This window comes from Paracoccus broussonetiae, assembly GCF_031854425.1.
Taxonomy (GTDB): domain Bacteria; phylum Pseudomonadota; class Alphaproteobacteria; order Rhodobacterales; family Rhodobacteraceae; genus Paracoccus; species Paracoccus broussonetiae.
Genome location: NZ_JAVRQI010000021.1, coordinates 1 through 15088, shown reverse-complemented (window position 1 = coordinate 15088; position 15088 = coordinate 1). Strand labels below are relative to the sequence as shown.

Annotated in this window: 13 protein-coding genes; 2 read left to right on the top strand and 11 right to left on the bottom strand. The window is 66.1% G+C overall.

Annotated features, from left to right (window positions below; translation table 11 throughout):
• The first annotated feature begins 8 nt into the window (after nt 1-8).
• Nucleotides 9-944, top strand: a complete 936-nt coding sequence (locus RM190_RS20965; protein ID WP_311761431.1) for a sugar-binding transcriptional regulator — start codon at nt 9-11, stop codon at nt 942-944.
• Here RM190_RS20965 and xylB read toward each other — a convergent pair.
• From xylB to RM190_RS20915, 10 genes are all read right to left on the bottom strand, one after another.
• Entirely contained in the window at nt 941-2377 is a 1437-nt protein-coding gene (xylB, locus tag RM190_RS20960; protein ID WP_311761430.1) for a xylulokinase, read from the bottom strand. The two genes, RM190_RS20965 and xylB, sit on opposite strands and share 4 nt — an antisense overlap.
• A 2-nt stretch (nt 2378-2379) precedes the next feature.
• A complete protein-coding gene (locus RM190_RS20955) occupies nt 2380-3834 on the bottom strand; it encodes an FGGY-family carbohydrate kinase (protein ID WP_311761429.1) in 1455 nt (484 codons plus the stop codon).
• A gap of 9 nt (nt 3835-3843) precedes the next feature.
• The gene (locus RM190_RS20950; RefSeq protein WP_311761428.1) at nt 3844-4503 is read right to left on the bottom strand and encodes an HAD family hydrolase; all 660 of its coding nucleotides are present in this window, start codon (nt 4501-4503) and stop codon (nt 3844-3846) included.
• Nucleotides 4504-4506: 3 nt separating this feature from the next.
• Nucleotides 4507-5970: a mannitol dehydrogenase family protein gene (locus tag RM190_RS20945; RefSeq protein WP_311761427.1), complete on the bottom strand. Its 1464-nt coding sequence runs from the start codon at nt 5968-5970 to the stop codon at nt 4507-4509.
• Nucleotide 5971: 1 nt separating this feature from the next.
• The gene (locus tag RM190_RS20940) at nt 5972-6736 is read right to left on the bottom strand and encodes an L-iditol 2-dehydrogenase (RefSeq protein ID WP_311761426.1); all 765 of its coding nucleotides are present in this window, start codon (nt 6734-6736) and stop codon (nt 5972-5974) included.
• Complete coding sequence (locus RM190_RS20935; RefSeq protein ID WP_311761425.1) at nt 6733-7731, bottom strand: ABC transporter ATP-binding protein; 999 nt, start codon at nt 7729-7731, stop codon at nt 6733-6735. The genes RM190_RS20940 and RM190_RS20935 overlap by 4 nt, the downstream gene beginning before the upstream one ends.
• 10 nt (nt 7732-7741) lie before the next feature.
• Nucleotides 7742-8572: a carbohydrate ABC transporter permease gene (locus RM190_RS20930; RefSeq protein WP_311761424.1), complete on the bottom strand. Its 831-nt coding sequence runs from the start codon at nt 8570-8572 to the stop codon at nt 7742-7744.
• 4 nt (nt 8573-8576) lie between these two features.
• Nucleotides 8577-9446, bottom strand: a complete 870-nt coding sequence (locus tag RM190_RS20925) for a carbohydrate ABC transporter permease (protein ID WP_311761423.1) — start codon at nt 9444-9446, stop codon at nt 8577-8579.
• Between the two features lie 69 nt (nt 9447-9515).
• Complete coding sequence (locus tag RM190_RS20920; protein WP_311761422.1) at nt 9516-10823, bottom strand: ABC transporter substrate-binding protein; 1308 nt, start codon at nt 10821-10823, stop codon at nt 9516-9518.
• Nucleotides 10824-10921: 98 nt separating this feature from the next.
• Nucleotides 10922-11827: a LysR family transcriptional regulator gene (locus tag RM190_RS20915; RefSeq protein ID WP_311761421.1), complete on the bottom strand. Its 906-nt coding sequence runs from the start codon at nt 11825-11827 to the stop codon at nt 10922-10924.
• Between the two features lie 109 nt (nt 11828-11936).
• Between RM190_RS20915 and RM190_RS20910 the strand changes: the two genes are divergently transcribed.
• Nucleotides 11937-13328: an amidase gene (locus tag RM190_RS20910; RefSeq protein WP_311761420.1), complete on the top strand. Its 1392-nt coding sequence runs from the start codon at nt 11937-11939 to the stop codon at nt 13326-13328.
• Here the strand turns inward: RM190_RS20910 and RM190_RS20905 are convergent.
• Nucleotides 13325-14812 (bottom strand): aldehyde dehydrogenase family protein, encoded by a 1488-nt coding sequence (locus tag RM190_RS20905; protein ID WP_311761419.1) that lies wholly within the window; start codon nt 14810-14812, stop codon nt 13325-13327. The two genes, RM190_RS20910 and RM190_RS20905, sit on opposite strands and share 4 nt — an antisense overlap.
• Nucleotides 14813-15088 lie beyond the last annotated feature (276 nt).

Genomic DNA, 15088 nt, shown 5'->3' with positions numbered 1-15088 from the left:
GGGGGCGGATGTCCGATCAGGGCCGCAAGCTGGAACAGGCCGCACGCGCCGCATGGCTTGCCCATGTCGCGGGCCGGACCCAGGACGAGATCGCGGGGATCATGGGCGTCTCGCGCCAGACCGCACAGCGGCTTGTGGCGCAGGCCATGGCCGAAGGGCTGGTGAAGATCCGCATCGACCACCCTTTTGCCGACTGCATGGAGCTTGCACGCGAATTGCGCGCCCGCTGGGGACTGCAATTCTGCGAAATCGCACCCGCCGATGCACCCGAGGCCGGCGTCGCCCATCACCTTGCCGACACGATGGAACGCTGGCTGCGGCGCGAAGACCCCCTGACGCTGGCCATCGGCACCGGACGGACGCTGCGCGCCGGCGTGGCGCGGCTTCCGCATATCGACTGCCCGCAGCATCGCATCGTGTCGCTGACCGGCAATATCGCGACAGATGGGTCGACAGCCTATTACAACGTACTCTTCTCGCTTTCCGAACTGGTCACGGCGCGCAGCTTTCCCCTGCCGCTGTCCGTGCTTGTCCCGACCGAGGAGGAGCGTCACGCCATGATGCGGCAGCCCGGCATCCAGCGCGTGATCGAGATGTCGTCGCAGGCCGCCGTGGCCTTCGTCGGCATCGGGACCATGAACGACAGCGCCGCGCTGATGCTGGACGGCTTCATGACGCGCCCCGACCTTGACCGCATGATCGCCGCGGGCGCAGTGGGCGAAATCACCGGCTGGGCCTATGACCGCGACGGCAGGGTGATCCAGGGCCTGACCAATGACCGCGTTGCCTCGGCCCCGATCCCCCCGCGCGACACGACCCTGGTGATCGGCGCGGCTTTTGGCCCCGAAAAGCTGCCAGCCCTGCTGGGCGCGTTGCGAGGCGGACTGATTAGCGGATTGATCACGGATGCCGCCACCGCAGAACGCCTGATGCGCGAGGGCTAGGCCCGGCTGGCGGGGTAAAGCGCGCGGAAACGGGCATGGCTTTCGGCAAAGGCTGGCACCAGCGCGGGATCGGGCCGGATCTCGGCAGCAATCGCGGGCATGGCGCAGATCTCGTCGCTGCCTGCCCCGGTCGCGGCCATCATCCCCAGCCGCGCCGCGCCAAAGGCCGCGCCATAATCGCCCCCGACCGGCAGCATCACCGGCAGGTCAAGGACCGAGGCGATCAGCCGCAGCCAGTAATCCGACCGCGCACCCCCGCCAAGCGCCAGAAGCCCGTCCAGTTCCGCCCCCGCTGCGCGCAGGGCGGTCAGGTTGTCCGCAAGGGCAAAGGTCACGCCCTCCAGCACGGCCCGGGTCAGCGCGGCGCGGTCGGTTAGCGGCGTCAGCCCCGCCAGCAGCCCCTTGGCCAGCGCGTCATTGTGCGGCGTGCGCTCGCCCGAGAGATAGGGCAGGAACATCGCGCTGCCCGGAGGGTGAAGCGGTCCCAGATCCGAAGTCAGTTCGGCCGGGCTGGTGTCCAGGACGCCGGCCAGCCATTCCAGCGCAGCCGAGGCCGACAGGATCACCCCCATCTGGTGCCAGCGTCCCGGAAGCGCGTGGCAAAAGGCATGGACCGCCGTTTCCGGCGCTGGCAGGAAGTGGTCCGAGGCGGCGAAGACCACGCCTGACGTGCCAAGGCTGACAAAGCCCTGCCCCTTGGCCACGGTACCCGCGCCGATGGCTGTCGCGGCATTGTCCCCGGCGCCACCCGCGACGACGACCGACCCGGTGATGCCCCATTCCGCGGCCAGTTCGCGGCGAAGCACCCCCGAGACCTCGGACCCCTCGACCAGCGCGGGCATCTGTGCCCGGCTCATGCCGCTGGCCGACAGCAGCGCCCCGGACCAGTCGCGCCCGGCCACATCCAGCCAGCTTGTCCCCGAGGCGTCCGACATCTCGCTGACCCGCTCGCCCGTCAGCCACAGCCGCAGATAATCCTTGGGCAGCAGCAAGCAGGCCACGCGGGCAAACAGATCGGGCTCGTGCCGCGCCATCCAGACCAGCTTGGGCGCGGTAAAGCCCGGAAAGACGATATTGCCCGACAGGCGGCGCATCTCGGGCTTCGCGTCCAGCCCTGCCGCCTCAGCATGAGAGCGGGTATCGTTCCACAGGATCGCGGGGCGCAGGACCGCGCCCGCCGCATCCAGCGCCACCGCGCCATGCATCTGCCCGGAAAGCCCGATGCCGCCAACGGATGACAGGTCATGGGACCGGGCAAGCGCGCCCACCGCATGCCGGGTCGCAAGGATCCAGTCCGCGGGATCCTGCTCGGACCAGTTCGGATGCGGTCGGCTGACGGTCAGGCCCGCAGTCTCGGACCCCAAGACCTGCTGGTTGTCGTCGATCAGCGTCGCCTTGACGCCGGAGGTGCCCAGATCGATGCCCAGATACATGCTCAATCCCCTGCGGTAAGTTTGGTGATTTCCGCGCGCTGTTCCTGCATTCGCAGGAAGACGCTCCAGTCCCGTTCGCGGCGCAGTCTGGCCTGGGGGTCGGGGCGCGTGATCTCGACGTCGCGGGCAAAGCGCGCCCGCGCGGCGGCAAGCCCGCCCGCCTGCGGGGCGGCGGCGGCAATGGCGGTGCCGCGAAGGACCGCATCCTCGGGTTGCCAATGGATCTCGGCCCCGGTCGCATCGGCGTAAAGCTGGCGAAGAAGCGGCGCGCGCGCCTGCCCGCCAGCCATCGCGATGCGTTGTGGGCAAAGGCGCATATGCCCGATGACCTGCCGCGTGCCCAGCGCGATCCCCACCGCTGCACGCCAGTAAAGCGCATCCATCGCCGCGACCCCGCGCTCCAGCGACAAGCCGTGGATGACGCCGCGCATCAGTGGATCGGCAAAGGGCGCCCGGTTGCCCTTGAAATCGGGCAGGACATGCATCCCCGGCCCCGGCTCTGGCCCCGCGGCAATGCGGGCGACGATCTCGTCATGCGTCGTTGATTGAGAATATTGCCGCCGGATCGATTCCAGAAGCGCGCCGGTCGCGGATTGACCGCCCTCGCTGACCGCCTCGGCGGGCATGATCGCGCCGGGATAGGGTCCCCAAAGCGCCGGTGCAGCCGCGACCCCGCCCGCCATCACGCAGTTCGATGTACCCGCGATCAACGCGGGCATGTCGGGGGCCGCGCCCAGGGCGCCGGCAAAGGCGTCGATCAACCCGGCGGCGATCACGCATTCGCGGTCCAACCCCAGTTCGGCCGCGCCCTGCCGGGACAGGGGGCCGATGGCCGCGCCCGGCGGCAGGACCGGATCGTCATGCGGGAAGCCCGCGATACCCAGCGCCGCCAAAAGATCCTCGGCCCAGCCGCCGCGATCAGGCAGATAGGGCCATTTCGCCGCCGTCGCGCACAGCGACCGGGCGGGCGTTCCGGTCGCGCGAAACGCCAGGTGGTCGCAAAGGTCGCGCACCCCGCGAAGCATCCGCCAGGCCTCGGGACGCCTGCGGGCCAGCCACATCAGCTTCGGTGTCTGCATCTCGGGCGAGACCGAGCCACCGGCCCGGACCACCACCTCATGCGCTAGGCGGCCCAGTTCCTCGGCCTCGGCCACGGCGCGGTGATCATGCCAGGCGATCACGTCAGGGGCGAATCCCGGCGCGTCGACCACAAGCGAGCATGTCGCATCAAAGGCCAGCGCCTGCACCTGCGCGGGGCTTGCGCCCGCCATCCGCCGCGCCTCGGCAAGGGCATCGGCGACGGCCTGCCAGATCTCGGCAAAATCGAACCCGGCTTGGCCGGATTCAGGCGAAAGCGTCGCAAAACCGCGGCTGGCCCGTGCGACCAGGCGCCCATCGGTCGTGAACAATCCCGCGCGCGCCCGCGCCGAGCCCACATCAACGGCAGCAATCAGCACGAAATCCCCCTAGCCCAGTCGAGCCAGAGTGTTGGGCAAATCGCGCGCATGTTCAATCAGCGCGTCGGGCCGCAATTCGGCAAGCCGGTCCCGCAGCCGCGCCGGGGCAGCATGGCTGCCGCCCAGAAAGCCGATGACCCGCATTCCCGCCGCCTGCGCGGCAAGGATGCCCGCGGGGCTGTCCTCGACCACGACGCAGTCACCGGGCGGCACCCCAAGGCCTCGCGCCGCCAGCAGGAACAGGTCGGGTGCGGGCTTGCCGTTCGTCACCTGCGCGGCGGAATAGACATGCGCGCCGAACAATGGCGCCAGCCCGGTCAGCCCCAGCGACAAAGCCAACCGTTCCGGCGCGCTGGACGAGGCGACGGCGCGCGGACCGACGATGCCGCCGATCACCTCGGCCATACCGGGCACGGCGCGCAGCTCGGCCCGAAAGCGTCGGGCAAGAGCGTCACCGTATCCGGGCAAGGCCGGGCGGATATCAATGCCGTGATCGCGCGACACTGTGTCGATGATGGTTTGGACCGAGCGGCCAAGGAATTCGTCATAGATCCGCGTTGCATCGACCGGCGCGCCGATTGCGTCCAACATCGCGACCAGTTCGATCACGGCCAGCGGCTCGGAATCGACCAACACGCCGTCGCAGTCGAAGATCACCGCGCCCGCCACCTGTCATCCCCTGAGATAGGCGGTCAGGGTCGCTGCCGTACCCTCGCGCCACAGCATTCCCAGCCAGCGCGCGAACGGTTCGGCAAACTGAGGGTCCAGCCCCGTCGCGCCATATATCTCGGCCATGCCAAGCCATGCTCCGGGATCGGTCCGGGCTGCCCGGGCGGCAGCGGTCAGGCGGTCCCAGTTCGGATCGTTTGGCTGGATCACCGCGCCGCTGTCGGTCGTGGCCGCGCAGTAACGGCACCACAGCGCCGATTCCAGTGCGAGCCCCTCGACCGTCAGCCCCCGGGCCAGCCGGTCCTTGATGGTCGGGATGATGAATTTCGGCTGTCGGTTCGACCCGTCAAGGCAAAGCCGGCGGATGGTGTCGCCGATCTTGGGATTGGCGCAGCGTTCGGCGACTTTCTGGTAATAGCCATGCAGGTCGGTGCCCGGAACCGGCGGCACGACAGGGATGATCTCCTCGGCCTCGATCTTGTCAAGAAATGCGCGAACCAGCGGGTTTTCCATTCCTTCATGCACGAAATGGATGTCCATCAGCCCCGAGGGATAGGCGATGACTGCATGCCCGCCGTTCAGAATCCTGATCTTCATCAGTTCCCACGGGGTCACGTCCTCGACGAACTCGACGCCGACCTCTTCCAGCGCGGGGCGGCCTTGGGGGAAGTTGTCCTCAAGCACCCATTGGATGAAATCCTCGGCAAAGACCGGACTGTCGTCCTCGACTCCGAAATCCTCGCGGATCATGCGGCGCTCGCGGTCGCTGGTCGCGGGTGTGATGCGGTCGACCATGCCGTTCGGAAAGGCCACGTTCGCGGCAATCCATTCGGCCAGAGCGGGGTCGGACAGGCGCGCAGTCTCGACCACCGCCTCGCGCGTGACAACGCCGTTATGGGGGATGTTGTCGCAGCACATGACGGTAAAAGGCGGAACGCCCGCATCGCGGCGCGCCTTCAGTCCCGCGACCAGCATGCCGAAGACCGTCTTCGGTGTGTCGGGGTTCCTGCCATCATCGGCAATCGCGGGATGGGCAGGATCGAAATGACCGGTTGTGGCGTCGATGAAATAGCCGCCCTCGGTGATGGTCAGGCTGGCGATGCGGATTGCCGGGTCTGCCAGCTTCGCGACGATGGCGACTGCATCGGCGGCGGGCAGATGGTCGATCATCGCGCCGATCACCCGCGCCTCGGACGCCTCGGCGGATTGCTCGACCACCGTGTAAAGCCAATCCTGCGCGGCCAGCACCTCGCGCATCTTCGCGTCCGAGGGCATGACGCCCGCGCCGACGATGGCGAAGTCATGGCCCTTGCCCAGGTTCATCAGCCGGTCCAGGTAAACAGCCTGATGCGCGCGGTGGAAATTCCCCAGCCCGAAATGGACGATGCCCCCCGACAGCGCGCCACGGTCATAGCCGGGCGCGGCGACGGGAAGGCGGGACAGGTTGGCTTGGTTCAATCTGGTCATGTCAGCTCATCCAGTTCCCGCCATCGACGTTGTAGGTCTGTGCGACGATGTAATCGGCCTCGGGCGTGGCCAGGAAAATCGCCATGCCGGTCAGGTCCGCGGCAGTGCCCATGCGGCCGAAGGGCACAGCGGCACCAACCTCGGCCTTTTTCTGGCCGCGCGGCTTGCCTTCGTATTCTGCAAATTTCGCGTCCACCCCGTCCCAGTGCTCGCCATCGACGACACCCGGCGCGATGGCGTTCACATTGATGCCATGCTGGATCAGGTTCAGCCCGGCCGACTGGGTCAGGCTGATGACGGCGGCCTTGGTCGCGCAATAGACCCCGACCAGCGCCTCGCCCCGCCTTCCGGCCTGCGAGGCCATGTTGATGATCTTGCCGCGGCGACCGGTGTCGATCATGTGCCGCGCGACCGCCTGCATCACGAACAGCGTGCCGCCGACATTGATCGCGAACAGCGTGTCATAGCTTTGCCGCGTGATGCCGGTGATCGGGGCCAGATCGAACAACGCGGCATTGTTGATCAGGATGTCGATGCCACCCATCAGCCGCACCGCCTCGGCCACGCCCGCATCGATGCTGTCCTGCCGGGTCACGTCCATGACGACGGGATGCGCGCCGATTTCGGCGGCGGTCTGGCGCACCGCGGCTTCGTTGATGTCGGCGATGGCGACCGTCGCGCCCTCGCGGATATAGGCCTCGGCAAAGGCGCGTCCGATGCCGCGCGCGGCCCCGGTAATGATGGCGGACTTGCCAGAAAGTCTCATAGCGCGAGCCCCTGTTGATCGAAACGATAGATCCGTCCATCGACCGGCGTCAGCCAGATGCGGTCGCCGTGGCTGATCGGGAACTCTCCGGCGGCGCGGGCGACGACATGCTCGCCACTGTCCAGATCGACATGCAGGAAGGTGTCCGATCCCAGATGCTCGGCCACGCCGACGGTGCCGGGCAGCAGCCCCTCGGATGTGGACATCTGGAAATGCTCGGGACGCACGCCGATGGCATGGGCGCCATGCCGGGCCGCCACCTCGCCCTCAAGGAAGTTCATGTTCGGGCTGCCGATGAAACCGGCCACGAAACGGTTGGCGGGGCTGCGGTAAAGTTCCAGCGGACTTCCCACCTGCTCGACCCGTCCCGCCCGCAGGACGACGATCTTGTCGGCCATCGTCATCGCCTCGACCTGGTCATGCGTGACATAGATCATCGTCGTCGCCAGCTTCTTGTGCAGTTCGGAGATTTCGACCCGCATGTTCACCCGCAGGGCCGCGTCAAGGTTCGACAGCGGCTCGTCGAACAGGAAGGCGACCGGTTCGCGCACGATGGCACGGCCGATGGCGACGCGCTGTCGCTGCCCGCCCGACAGCTGCCCCGGTTTGCGGTCGAGGTAGTCGGTCAGGTTCAGGATGCCCGCGGCATGGGCGACGCGCCGCGCCTGTTCGTCCGCGGCCATTCCCGCCATCTTCAGGGGAAATGCGATGTTCTTCCGGACCGACATATGCGGGTAAAGCGCATAGGACTGGAACACCATCGCCAGCTTGCGCCGGACCGGCGCCGCCTGCGTCATGTCCTGCCCGTCGATCAGGACCTGCCCCGAGGTCACGTCCTCCAGCCCCGCGATCAGCCGCAGAAGCGTGGATTTGCCGCAACCCGAGGGGCCGACAAAGACGACGAATTCGCCGTCGTTGATTTCGAGATCGGCGCCGGGGATGACCTCGACCTCGCCAAAGACCTTGCGGACCTGCTTCAAGGTGATGCTACCCATCATTCTCCCCCTATTTCACCGCGCCGAAGGTCAGGCCGCGCACGAGTTGCTTCTGGCTGAACCAGCCAAGGATCAGGATCGGGGCGATGGCCATCGTGCTCGCCGCCGAAAGTTTCGCGTAGAAAAGCCCTTCGGGGCTGGAATAGCTGGCGATGAAGGTCGTCAGCGGCGCCGCCTTGCTGGTCGTCAGGTTCAGCGTCCAGAAGGCCTCGTTCCAGGCCAGGATCACGTTCAGCAGCATGGTCGAGGCGATGCCGGGCACCGCCATCGGCGTCAGGACGTGAACGATCTCGTTCTTCAGGCTGGCCCCGTCCATGCGCGCGGCTTCAAGGATCTCGGACGGGATCTCGCGGAAATAGGTGTAGAGCATCCAGATGATGATCGGCAGGTTGATCAGCATCAGGACGAAGGTGATCCCGAAGCGCGTGTCGAGCAGCCCCGAGGAGCGGAACAGCAGATACATCGGGATCAGCACGCCCGCCGCCGGCATCATCTTGGTCGACAGCATCCACATCAGCAGATCCTTGGTCCGCTTGCCGGGCTGGAAGGCCATGGACCATGCCGCCGGAATCGCGATCAGCAGGCCCAGAAGCGTCGATCCGATCGAGATGATGACCGAATTGGTGAAGTGCCGGAAATAGGGCGAGCGCGCCTGAACCTCGGCATAATTCTCGGTCGTCCAGTCGAAGAACAGGAACTTCGGTGGACTGGCGATGGCGTCGGCCTCGGACTTGAAGCTGGTCAGGATGGTCCACAGGATCGGGAAGAAGATCACCAGCGCCACCAGCCACGCGAGGATGGTGAAGGACCAGCGGCGGCGTTCGGAAACTCGGCGGGTCATGGCGCTACTCCAGCGTCTTTCCGATCATCCGCATCAGGAAGATCGCGACGATATTGGCCAGGATGACGGCGATGATGCCGCCGGCGGATGCACCGCCCACGTCGTATTGCAGAAGCGCCTGCGAATAGACGAGATAGGTGAGGTTGGTCGAGGCATAGCCCGGCCCGCCATTGGTGGTGACCAGGATCTCGGCAAAGACCGAAAGCAGGAAGATCGTCTCGATCAGGATGACCACGGTGATCGCGCGGGACAGATGCGGCAGGACCAGATGGGTGAACTTGGACCATGCGCCGGCGCCGTCCATCTCGGCCGCCTCCATCTGCTCGCTGTCCAGCGATTGCAGCGCGGTCAGCAGGATCAGCGTCGCGAAGGGCAGCCATTGCCAGGCGACGATCAGGATGATCGACATCAGCGGGTATTGCGCGAAAAAGTCGATCGGCTGCGCGCCCACAGCCTTGGCCATCCACGCGAAAAGCCCGTTCACCGGGTTCATGAACATGTTCTTCCACACCAGCGCGGACACGGTCGGCATGATGAAGAAGGGAGCGATCATCAGGATCCGTACGATCCCCTGCCCCATGATCGGCTGGTCCAGCAGCAGGGCCAGCACCACGCCACCGATCACGGTGATCGCAAGGACGCCGCCCACGATCATCAGCGTATTCGCCATCGCCGTCCAGAAGGCTGGGTCGGACAGGAAATACTTGTAGTTGGTGAAGCCGATGAACTGCTCCATGCCGGGCGAGAGCAGGTTGTAGCTTTGAAAGCTGAACCACAGCGTCATCGCCAGCGGCACGATCATCCAGCCCAGCAGCAGCAGGACCGAGGGCGCAACCATGAAGCGCGCAAGGGTTTTCTGGTGTCTCGTCGCCATGACCGCGCCTCCCTGTCGCGGGGGAATGGAGTGCGGGGGGCTTGATCGTCCCCCGCCTAGCCGGGGAGGCTATTTCGGGTAGCCGGCCTTCGCCATTTCACGCTCGGAACTCTGCTGGGCCATTTGCAGCGCCTGCTCGACACTGGCCTGCCCGGCAAGTGCTGCCGAGAATTGCTGGCCGACCGCGGTGCCAAGCGCCTGGAATTCGGGGATCCCGACCCATTGCGTGCCGATATAGGGAACCTGGACCGTGGTCGGGTTCTTCAGATCGGCCGACATGATGCTGTCCAGCGTCGGTTTGGCGAAGGGCGCGGCCTTCTGGTATTCCGGGTTCTCGTAAAGCGAGGTCCGGGTGCCCGGGGGCACGTTGGCCCAGCCTTCGGCTGCCGCAACCTGTTCGGTATAGGCCTTGGAAGTCGCCCAGGCGACGAACTTCTTGGCCGCGTCCGGCGCATCGGTCGAGGAAGGGATCGCCAGCGTCCAGGCCCAAAGCCACATCGCGGGCTTTTCACCCTCGGGTGCCAGCGCATAGCCGACCTTGTCGGCCACCGTCGATTCCTTGGGGTTCGACACGAAGCTGGCGGCGACCGTCGCATCCATCCACATGCCGCATTTGCCGGTCTGGAACAGCGCGAGGTTTTCGTTAAAACCGTTCGAGGACGCGCCGGGCGGTCCGGCCTCGGTCATGATGGTGACATAGTCGGTCAGCGCCTTCTTCCACGCCTCCGACCCGAATTGCGGCTTCCACTGCATGTCGAACCACGGCGCGCCATAGCTGGCCGCCATCGAGGTGATGAAGGCCATGTTCTCGCCCCAGCCGGCCTTGCCGCGCAGGCAGATGCCATAGACCTCGTTCGGCTTGTCGGTGATCTTGCGCGCAGCGTCGAAGACGAAATCCCATGTCGGACGCTCGGGCATGGTCAGCCCGGCTTTCTCGAACAGGTCCTTGCGATACATGATCATCGCGGATTCGCCGTAGAAAGGCGCCGCATAAAGCTTGCCGTCCTGCGACAGCCCATCGCGGATCGGCGGCAGAATGTCATCGGCGTCATAATCCGCGCCCATGTCGTCCAAGGGCATCAGCCAGCCCTGCTTGGCCCAGATCGGCACTTCGTAATTGCCGACGGTGACAATGTCATATTGCCCGCCCTTGGTGGCGATGTCGGTCGTCACGCGCTGGCGCAGGACGTTCTCCTCCAGCGTGACCCATTCCAGCTGGATGTCGGGATTCGCGTCGGTGAAGGGCTTGGTCATCTTCTGCATGCGGATCATGTCACCGTTGTTCACGGTGGCGATGGTCAGGGTCTCGGCCGTGGCGGGCACGGCAAGGGCCGAAAGGGCGCATGCCCCCAGCAGGCCGCGCATCATCATGCTCATTCTGATCTTCCTCCCTGCGGATCGGCATTTGCCAATTCGATGGGCAAATGCTCACACAGAGTCGCAATTCTGTCAAGAAGCGTGCGCGGGCACGCCTTTCAGTCCCGCTTCAGGCGGCGCAGGTGATCGACAAGGAAGTCGGAAAGCTGGCGGGCCGCGGCGCTTTGGTGATGGCCCAGCGGGCGGCACAGTTCCAGGTTGGTCTCGATCCGGTCGCGGGCGCAAAAGGGCCTCAGGACCAGCAGTCCGGCCAGAATTTCGCGCGCGACGGTCTGGCGGGGCAGGATCATCACCGCAGCCCCACGGCAGGCCAATTCCTTCTGAAGTTCCAGCGATGAGGTGGTGAATGCGATCTCGGGCGCGTCCAGCCCGGCCGCGCGCACGCGGGCATCAAAGGCGCGGCGCACGCCAAAGGCCCGGTCCGGCAGGGTCAAGGGATGGTGAAGCAGATCCTCAAGCGTGACCATTTCGCAGGCGGCAAGCGGATGGGTCGAAGCCATGACCGGCTCATGCCGCATGGGAAGTCGCAACAGCACCTCGACCCGCGGATCGGGTGGCATGAACATCGCGACCGCAATCTCTGATACGCCCGTCGCCGCCGCCTCGAAGGCCGCGGCGGCCGAAGTCACCGTGATCTCGATCTGGATATGGGGATGCAGCGCCGAAAATTCGGCCAGCGCGGGTGCCAGCATCGAACTTGCCGCGACCCCCGGCAGGTGCAGCGAGACCGAACCGCGCTTGAGCCCGCGCAGATCGTCGATCTGACGTCGCGCCGCAGTCATCTCGCGTGCCACCAAACGCGCCCGTTCGGCCAGAACTTCGCCCGCCGCAGTCAACCGGATCCCCCTGGGTGAGCGTTCGACCAGTGCGGTCCCGAACGCATGTTCCAGTTTGTCGAGCTGACGGACGACGGCGGTGGGCGACGTGTTCAACCCCTCGGCCGCCTGCCGGATTGAGCCGGACCGGACAAGTTCGTTGAAAGTCGCAATGCTGTTCAGATCCATGGCGCCCCCAGTGCAACGGAAAGCGTAGCAGCGTGTGCACAACATGGCGACTTCCATTTCGCCCGGCGCTGGCCGTTCATGGGCAAAAACCAGCAGGAAGAATACCCACATGTCCCAGATCCTGGACCTTGGCGCGCGCCAGATCCTGAACGCGTTCAGATCGCGCGAGTTGTCGCCGGTGGAATATATGCAGGCACTGATCGCGCGGGTCGAGGCGTCCGAGCCCTGGGTTCAGGCGCTGTGGTTGTTCCGTCCCGAACGGTCGCTCTCCGAAGCGCGGGCGTCAGAGACGCGCTATGCGCAGGGGGTGCCGCTGGGCCTGCTGGACGGAATGCCTGTCACGGTCAAGGAACTGATCGCGACGCAGGGGGATCATGTGCCCCTGGGCACCGCGGCGACGCCGCACAGTCCGGCTGCCGAAGACGCGCCATCGGCCGCGCGCCTGCGCGAGGATGGGGCGATCATGTTCGCCAAGACCACCTGCCCCGATTACGGGATGCTGACCTCGGGCCTGTCCTCGTTCCACCATCTCAGCCGGAACCCGTGGGATCTGAGCCAGAACCCCGGCGGCTCCTCCTCGGGATCATCTGCGGCTGGCGCGGCGGGTTACGGACCGCTGCACCTGGGAACCGATATCGGTGGCTCGATCCGGCTTCCGGCGGGGTGGACGGGCCTGTTCGGGCTGAAGCCGTCGCTGGGTCGCGTGCCGATCGATCCCTATTACACCGGGCGCGCGGTGGGGCCGATGACCCCCGCGGTGGATGATGCGGCGCTGCTGATGCGGACCGTGACCCGCCCCGACTGGCGCGACGCCACCGCTGTCAAACCCGAAGAGATCGACTGGGATGCCGGTCCAGCCGATGTCCGGGGCATGAGGATCGGCCTGATGGTCGATGCCGGCTGCGGCTTGCCGGTCCATCCCGAGGTCGCCGCCGCCATCGCCGCCGCCGCCCGGCAGTTCGAGGCGAATGGCGCAATCATCGTCCCGCTTCCGGGCGTGCTGACGCGCGAGATGCTGGATGGGCTGGACATCGCGTGGCGCGCGCGCTTTTGGGGCCAGATGCTGAAGCTGCCCACCGAGGCGCGCGAGAAGATCCTGCCCTATATCCGCGAATGGGCCGAGGTCGGGGCCAGCGCCTCTCCGGTCGCGGTGGCTGAAGGATTCGACCAGACTTTTGCCATGCGCCGTGCCGCAAACGAGGCGCTGCACGGGCTGGATTTCATCCTGTCCCCGGTCAACCCGATGCAAAGCTATCCGGCCGACTGGCCCTCGCCCACCAACGATCCGGCGCGACCCTTCGAGCATATCGCCTTCACGGTGGCCTGGAACATGGGCGAGCAACCGGCTGCGTCGATCCATTGTGGTATGACCTCGACCGGAATCCCGATCGGGCTGCAGATCGTCGGACACCGCTTCGACGATCTGGGCGTGATGCGGGTGGCGCGCGCCTATGAGGAATGGCGCGGCCCGATCACCACCTGGCCGCGGCACGACCGCTAGTCGGTGTTGATCCAGATCGCCTTGGTGTCCAGGTATTCCTGCATGTGTTCGATCCCGCCCTCGCGGCCATAGCCGGACATTCGGACCCCGCCAAAGGGAACGGCGGGGTCGATGGCGTGATACATGTTGACCCAGACCGTCCCCGCCTTGATCCGCCGCGCCAGCTTATGCGCCGTGCCAAGATGGTTGGTGAAGATCCCCGCGGCCAAGCCATAGGGGGTATCATTCGCGCGCCGCACGACCTCTTCCAGATCATCGAAGGGCAGGGCCGAGATGACAGGCCCAAAGATTTCCTGACGCGCGATGGTCATGTCGTCGGTAACATCGCCAAAGACGGTCGGGGCAATGAAATTCCCGCCGTGATAGCCTTCACCCTGCAAGCGGGCGCCCCCGGTCACCAGCCGCGCGCCTTCGTCCCGGCCCACACCCAGGAAATGCTCGACACGCTCGGCCTGGCGGTTCGAGATGATCGGCCCCAACTCGGTTTCGGGCAGCACCCCATCGCCGATCTTCAATGCCCCTGCAAATGCCGCCAGGCGGGTCAGGAATTCGTCATGAATCTCGCGCGCGACGAACAACCGCGACCCCGCGATGCAGATCTGGCCCGAATTGGCAAAGACCGACATGGCGGCGACCGGAACCGCCTTGTCGAGATCGGCATCCCGGCAGACGATGACCGGCGACTTGCCCCCCAGTTCCAGCGAGACATGCTTGAGATTTCCGGTCGCCGCGCGGGCGATGGCCTGCCCGGTCGCGGTCGATCCGGTGAAGACGATCTTGTCGACACCCGGATGGGCGGCCAGCGCCGCACCCGCCTCGGCCCCGGTTCCGGTGACGATGTTCAGGACGCCATCGGGCAATCCGGCCTCGGCCATCAGGCGGGCGATCATCAGCACGGTCAGCGAGGCTTCCTCCGAGGGCTTCAGAACCACCGTGCAGCCGGTCGCAAGCGCGGGCGCAATCTTCCAGACCGAACCCGCAATGGGTGCATTCCAGGGGATGATCGCGCCAACCACGCCGATCGGTTCCTTTACCGTCTGGGACAGGATCTCTCCGGGGAACGAGTTCGGAATTGTGGCGCCGTGCAGCGCGACCGCCTGTCCGGCATAAAAGCGCAGCATCCCCAGGACGCGCCGGCTGTTGGCCAGCGTGCGGGTGATCGGCATGCCCATGTCCAGGGTATCCGACAGGCACAGGCTTTCCCATTCGGCCTCGAAGCGCTCGGCAATGCGCAGCAGCAGAGCCTGGCGCTCGAACGGGGTCCAGCGCGACCACGGCCCTTCGAAAGCGCGTCGGGCCGCGGCGACCGCCTGGTCGATATCGGCCCCGTCGGCGCGTGGCACGGTGGCAAGAAGCCTGCCATTCGCGGGATTGCGTGCCTCGATCACCGCGCCCGAAAGCGCCGGTATCCATCTGCCCCCGACGAACATGGGCAGGAACCCACCATCATAAAGCGCGTCGCCGCGTGTTCCCCATTCTGCCATGCCCATCCTCCGCCTTGCGATCTGGATATTGAGAGGATCGGGGGGATGGCTCAAGGGCTGCTGGCATCACCGCGTGGTTTCTGGCGGCGGCGGAATTGGCCCGGCGCATTGCTTCGCGTTGCGGGGATTCTGTCCTTGAGCCTGAATGCGGACTGGTGTCCGGACAGCAGAACGCCTCCTGCGCACAGGAGGTTGTGGAGAGTGTAGGAGATTTGGTTGCGGGAGCAGGATTTGAACCTGCGACCTTCAGGTTATGAGCCTGACGAGCTACCGGGC

Bases quoted from the DNA above. Each gene is read 5' to 3' on its own strand.
- RM190_RS20915 (WP_311761421.1), bottom strand. From the start codon at position 11,827: ATGGATCTGAACAGCATTGCGACTTTCAACGAACTTGTCCGGTCCGGC.
- RM190_RS20930 (WP_311761424.1), bottom strand. From the start codon at position 8,572: ATGACCCGCCGAGTTTCCGAACGCCGCCGCTGGTCCTTCACCATCCTC.
- RM190_RS20940 (WP_311761426.1), bottom strand. From the start codon at position 6,736: ATGAGACTTTCTGGCAAGTCCGCCATCATTACCGGGGCCGCGCGCGGC.
- RM190_RS20910 (WP_311761420.1), top strand. From the start codon at position 11,937: ATGTCCCAGATCCTGGACCTTGGCGCGCGCCAGATCCTGAACGCGTTC.
- RM190_RS20920 (WP_311761422.1), bottom strand. From the start codon at position 10,823: ATGAGCATGATGATGCGCGGCCTGCTGGGGGCATGCGCCCTTTCGGCC.
- RM190_RS20965 (WP_311761431.1), top strand. From the start codon at position 9: ATGTCCGATCAGGGCCGCAAGCTGGAACAGGCCGCACGCGCCGCATGG.
- RM190_RS20935 (WP_311761425.1), bottom strand. From the start codon at position 7,731: ATGGGTAGCATCACCTTGAAGCAGGTCCGCAAGGTCTTTGGCGAGGTC.
- RM190_RS20925 (WP_311761423.1), bottom strand. From the start codon at position 9,446: ATGGCGACGAGACACCAGAAAACCCTTGCGCGCTTCATGGTTGCGCCC.
- RM190_RS20945 (WP_311761427.1), bottom strand. From the start codon at position 5,970: ATGACCAGATTGAACCAAGCCAACCTGTCCCGCCTTCCCGTCGCCGCG.
- xylB (WP_311761430.1), bottom strand. From the start codon at position 2,377: ATGTATCTGGGCATCGATCTGGGCACCTCCGGCGTCAAGGCGACGCTG.
- RM190_RS20905 (WP_311761419.1), bottom strand. From the start codon at position 14,812: ATGGCAGAATGGGGAACACGCGGCGACGCGCTTTATGATGGTGGGTTC.